At 38.4% G+C, this 4,632-nt stretch carries 9 protein-coding genes and 1 pseudogene; all 10 read right to left on the bottom strand.

The features are described 5' to 3' along the window. Positions 1–3: 3 nt before the first annotated feature. Positions 4–168, bottom strand: a complete 165-nt coding sequence (locus tag NHH15_RS15235) for a hypothetical protein (protein WP_262067504.1) — start codon at positions 166–168, stop codon at positions 4–6. Between the two features lie 261 nt (positions 169–429). Further along, complete coding sequence (locus NHH15_RS15230; RefSeq protein ID WP_262067503.1) at positions 430–1,110, bottom strand: DNA methyltransferase; 681 nt, start codon at positions 1,108–1,110, stop codon at positions 430–432. A gap of 83 nt (positions 1,111–1,193) precedes the next feature. Next, on the bottom strand, positions 1,194–1,388 hold the full coding sequence (locus tag NHH15_RS15225) for a hypothetical protein (protein WP_262067502.1): 195 nt from the start codon (positions 1,386–1,388) through the stop codon (positions 1,194–1,196). Between the two features lie 137 nt (positions 1,389–1,525). Further along, positions 1,526–1,993, bottom strand: a complete 468-nt coding sequence (locus NHH15_RS15220) for a hypothetical protein (RefSeq protein ID WP_262067501.1) — start codon at positions 1,991–1,993, stop codon at positions 1,526–1,528. Between the two features lie 70 nt (positions 1,994–2,063). After that, on the bottom strand, positions 2,064–2,672 hold the full coding sequence (locus NHH15_RS15215) for an HNH endonuclease signature motif containing protein (protein ID WP_262067500.1): 609 nt from the start codon (positions 2,670–2,672) through the stop codon (positions 2,064–2,066). Positions 2,673–2,715: 43 nt separating this feature from the next. Then, positions 2,716–2,961, bottom strand: coding sequence for a hypothetical protein (locus NHH15_RS15210; RefSeq protein ID WP_276009167.1), 246 nt, complete (start codon positions 2,959–2,961; stop codon positions 2,716–2,718). Positions 2,962–2,975: 14 nt separating this feature from the next. After that, positions 2,976–3,479 carry a hypothetical protein gene (locus NHH15_RS15205; protein ID WP_262067499.1) on the bottom strand — a complete coding sequence of 168 codons (504 nt, stop codon included), beginning with the start codon at positions 3,477–3,479 and terminating at the stop codon, positions 2,976–2,978. Further along, complete coding sequence (locus NHH15_RS15200; protein WP_262067498.1) at positions 3,476–3,709, bottom strand: hypothetical protein; 234 nt, start codon at positions 3,707–3,709, stop codon at positions 3,476–3,478. Before NHH15_RS15200 ends, NHH15_RS15205 begins: the two co-directional genes overlap by 4 nt. A 1-nt stretch (position 3,710) precedes the next feature. Continuing rightward, positions 3,711–4,112, bottom strand: coding sequence for a RusA family crossover junction endodeoxyribonuclease (locus NHH15_RS15195; protein ID WP_262067497.1), 402 nt, complete (start codon positions 4,110–4,112; stop codon positions 3,711–3,713). A gap of 281 nt (positions 4,113–4,393) precedes the next feature. Continuing rightward, positions 4,394–4,632 (bottom strand): annotated as a pseudogene (locus NHH15_RS15190) (AAA family ATPase); the annotation flags it as partial.

Genomic DNA, 4,632 nt, shown 5'->3' with positions numbered 1-4,632 from the left:
ACATCAATTCTTTGCATAGACATCCACTACCTCGGTGTTACTGCCATCAAAGATGGTGATATGCTCTTTGTGGTTTATCAATACTCCATGCTCATGAGCCAGCTTCACAAGCCTCTCAAACTCTATCTTAAAATATTCTGCGTCATACTTTTGTTTCGATAATGCCATTTATCATCATCCTTTCTGTTGTTCGTAATATTCAATTATGCTATAATATCCTTGTTCTCTACTTAGATGGGTGAAAACCTGGAGACGGAGATTTGTAGTAGTACAAACTTTCATAGCTTTATTAATTAGCATCTGCACTTTATGTGAAGAAAGAGAGGTTGCCATGAACGAGAGATTAGAAACCATTCAAACAACTGCGACTAATTACGAAGAACCAAAATCTACTACCCGTCTCTCTCCCATCTAAGTAGAGAACCTCTTTTATTGGCGGGAGTTCGATTCTCTCATCCCCGCTTGTAATTCTATTATTCGCATCTGCGCCTGAGCTTCCAGTAATCGGTTGTTCGACTTCTCAAATTGTTCTTTATCTAATTCAAATCCAACAAATAGATATCCTAACTCGTCACAAGCTATAAGGCTGCTTGCGGAGCCAACGTGAGTATCCAAAATTCTGTCTCCTGGTTTTCCGTAAGTATTTAGGATCCAGCGATATAAATTCACTGGCTTTTGAGTTGGGTGTATCCTTTTCTCATTTAACCTTTTGTTACCTTGTTGGATATGTCCCTCTTCGATGCTCTTGCCTTGCATCATTCCGTTCCACATGTATCTAAACATCCGCACGCTATCGTGTTTACTACAATAAGCGATTTCACAATCAGAAAACGAACTAGATCCATTTACTTTGTCCCAGATGATACGACCGGGACCAAGAACAACATCATAATAGTTTATTCCCCAGATGATTTGATGTTTTGATACTCTTTGTAATTCATCGAAATATTCTTGGCCCGGGACGTCCCACTTATCAATCACCCCATATTTGACACGCTTGATGTTTGTCGTACTTTCGCTTCGTCCATAATACTTCCTTCTGTTCGGTCCATTAAAGTACGGTGGATCCGTAATGGCCAGGTCAAAATAGTTATCTGGAAACTTTCGCATTCCGGTCATGCAATCCATGTTGTACAATCTATTCAGCTCTAACACTTATTTTCCTCCTTAAATTCTCGTAGTAGTTTTGGGGTTTAGTTATTATCCAAGCATTTTCCAATTTTCTCAAATAATCCGGACTCTTCCATTTTCGTCAACAGGCTTTCATGCCTTGGACATTCAACCGTAATATTACAATCTTCTTTCTTTGCATACCGGCATTTGTCGTTTTTTAAGCATTTCCAACATATACATCGTGAAACATTGCATATATCGCACTTCGTCTGCATATTCTTCCTCCTAATTCTCGTTTTGCCAAATTCTTCCGACATACTCCAATTATTTGTTCTGAGCCTTAACAATTCTTAACAGGTTTTGGGCAATAAAAAACCAACTACCTGATATTGATAGTTGGTTGATTTTTCTATTACTTATTTTCATTAATTTTTCTTTCAATCATTTTTACATCCTCTGGTTCCAATAAACATACATCTTTGTTTCCAGGATATTTTTGTGAGTTTTTCAAGTCTCCACTTGTAATATTGTATTGAAAAAGTGGCATCTCTGTCTCTACTTCTATTATGACAATGTTTGTATGATTTTCTTGAGTTTTTCTATGTTCTTCTGTCCAAATATCAAAGTCTTTTCCTGAAAATTTTGATACCTTTTGAACAACTCTACCCTTAAACCAAAAGCGCTTGTATATCTTGTATGGAAATGGAATATCTTTATTATCCTTGCTTCCTCCAGTCAAATAAAAATAAACTGTATCTCCCTCTTTTACATCCTTTCCTCCATTTTCAAAACTCCATTCTACTTTCTTTGGATCAAGAAACACGATACCAAGTAGATTTGAATTACTAGGGTTAGCTCGTACCATCCATGAATTTTTCATAGTAATACCTCTCTTTTATTTTTTCTCATTATATCATGACCAACTATCAATATTCAATTGTCAAAGTACATTATTTCCTTCTCTTTGCCTTACCCATTGTCGTAATTAGCTGTGCCACTGCAACACCCGTCTTCGTAAGCTCCTTATCCGTTGACCTGAGATTACTTTGATTTAACCTTACATGAGTTGCCCTGTCTATCATGGCCAGATTGTCAATCTCATAATTCGTCGGATCACCGTCAAGAAAAATAATAACTTTCCCTTTTGGTATCATCCCATTATGGCTTTCCCACTCTATTAAATGCTTGGCTCTCCACTTATTCGGTTCTGCGACTTTAATTTCATAATATCCGTCTCTTGATACTCTTTCACTGCCGACTCTTTTGTGATTCTTAGGCACATTACCCTTCTTAAACATTGTTCCCTTACATCTCTCGTAAGTAGCTGGAGACATCTTCTTACCTTTGTTGTGTGCTGCTTGTCCTTTCACGAAATATCCTGTCCTGCCAGTAGAAAGTCCAAATCTCTTATATGCAGAGGATAATGCCTTTATATTAATATTCGTGCCAAATTTAGCATTAAACATCTCTGTAATCTCATCACGACTTCTCCCTGGGACAATCTCAGCCAAATAGTCTTTTTCTTCCTGGGTATATTTATGCTGCTTACCATTGCTCAAGTTTCTTCACCCTTTCTCTAAGAGCTTTGTTCTCTTCTCGTATTCACTTATCAGTCGTACCAAGCATTGGCAATTCAACTCTGTCGCCCTGCCCATATTCATCCAGGTGCTTTTTAGCTTGTAATGCCAGGGAGCCATTGTCTATCACAGTTTTTGCAATTTTCTGCATTGCATCTCCACGCATTATCTCTCTTTCCAACTCTTCACCAGTCAGTGAGTCGTCATTCAACCGCTCCATCTGCTCAAATAAATGGTTATTCAAGTCCGTTAATGTATTTTTAATTCCCATCACACTTTCTCCTTTTATCCTCTTACCGTCTCATAAATACCCTTCTTCTCGTTATAAGCGATCGGTACCGGTGCTCCACATTCCACACAAGGAATATCAAACATGATCTCTGTCGTATTGGTTCGGTACTTTGCCTGTTTTCCACATTCACAGTTTGCATAGAGGGTTTTTACATCCGTAATCTCTGTATACTCTCCACAGCCACAGATAAAAGTATCTGTCGGTGTTTTAGCACAGTATGTTTTGGCAGCTCCACAATGCTTGCACTGGATGTGCAGGAATCCGCCATACTTAGATGTTGGATAATGATTCACAGCCGGCATCTGTTCTGGATATTCGTCACTCATTACCTTAAGTACCTGGTTATTTACATCCTCGCAAACTTTAGTTTCTAGACCCGCTTCTTCCTCATCACCGCAAATCAACTGTAGTATATATTTATCAAATAACTCCTCGCATATATTTTCATCTGCCTTTAAAGTAAATCGTCTATTCTTTGTTGCAATAATTAAGCTCATTTCTTTTCTCCTCCACTATTTTTTATATGTTTGTCGGTTCTTTCCAGTTCATTCACCAAAGATAGCAATAATTCCCTGCAATACTCTGAGCCGTACTTCTTGTCTATGACTTTTGTTTCTTCCACCAGCGCATCCCACTCAATCTGAGTTAATGTACGTCCGGCATATTGCTTGAACAGAGCATAATACTCCGTGAAGAAACTTTGTGCTGCTGTTATATTTAAAATCATATCAGTCCCCTAACTTATTGATCCGGATATAGATCCCCGGTACCTCTGCCCAGAACTTTTCTGTAATCTCTCTGGCAACCAATGCATCATCTTTCCAAAATCCTACTTCTGTCATACAATCCTTCAGGAGCTTTTGCAGGTTATCCGTATCCGGCTTTGTAATCCGGTAGGATCCATTTGTATGTTTCCCTTTTGGAAAACACCACTTTGTCACCAACTCCACACCATGGTCTATTTTCCCCTCCGGAACATACTTGGACAAATGCGCCTGAAGTTTTATCCTGGCTGTTTTTAATTTTTCAGGTTCATAAAAAACTGGCTTTCCATTTTTAACAGCTACCTGTTTTTCCTGATGTGTAATTGTTGGTGGGATCATTGTCATAAAAAATTCAATCTGCTCCATTCACTTTACTCCTTTAAATCGTTAAATTGACGTATCATTTTTTTCTTTAGTCATTGTCAGCGGGTTAGTAGGCGTCGTGCGTAAGCTGTCGCACGACTACTTACCCCGCAATGACCTACGTGTCAGTGTCACCAAATATATATACGTAGTATATATATTGACTGACACCCTAAACTGACACCCCTCTTTACCTGTCAGTCAGTCAAAAAAACATGAGAACTGACACTGACACCTGTCAGTCAAAAAACAGAAAAACTGACACTGACACCCTAAACTGACACCTATTTTTTGTAAACATTTCCGTTTCTTATCTCGAATCCTTCGTGTTCTTTTACTCGGTTTTTGACTGCATTTTTTGATAAAGTGAAGTATTCTTCCAGAGCAATTACTGTCACATCACCATCAATTTTGAGTGCTTCATACGCTAATTCAAGAGAACGTTTTCGTTCGTTTTTCTTTTCTTCCGGATCTTTTCTTTTGGATGCTGCCTTTTTCCATTGAGGTGTTTCATCTTCCGGAC

Origin of the sequence: Aequitasia blattaphilus (assembly GCF_024721305.1) — a bacterium.
GTDB lineage: Bacteria > Bacillota > Clostridia > Lachnospirales > Lachnospiraceae > Aequitasia > Aequitasia blattaphila.
The sequence above is the reverse complement of the archived record's forward strand: the minus strand, read 5'-3'. Positions and strand labels throughout refer to the sequence as shown.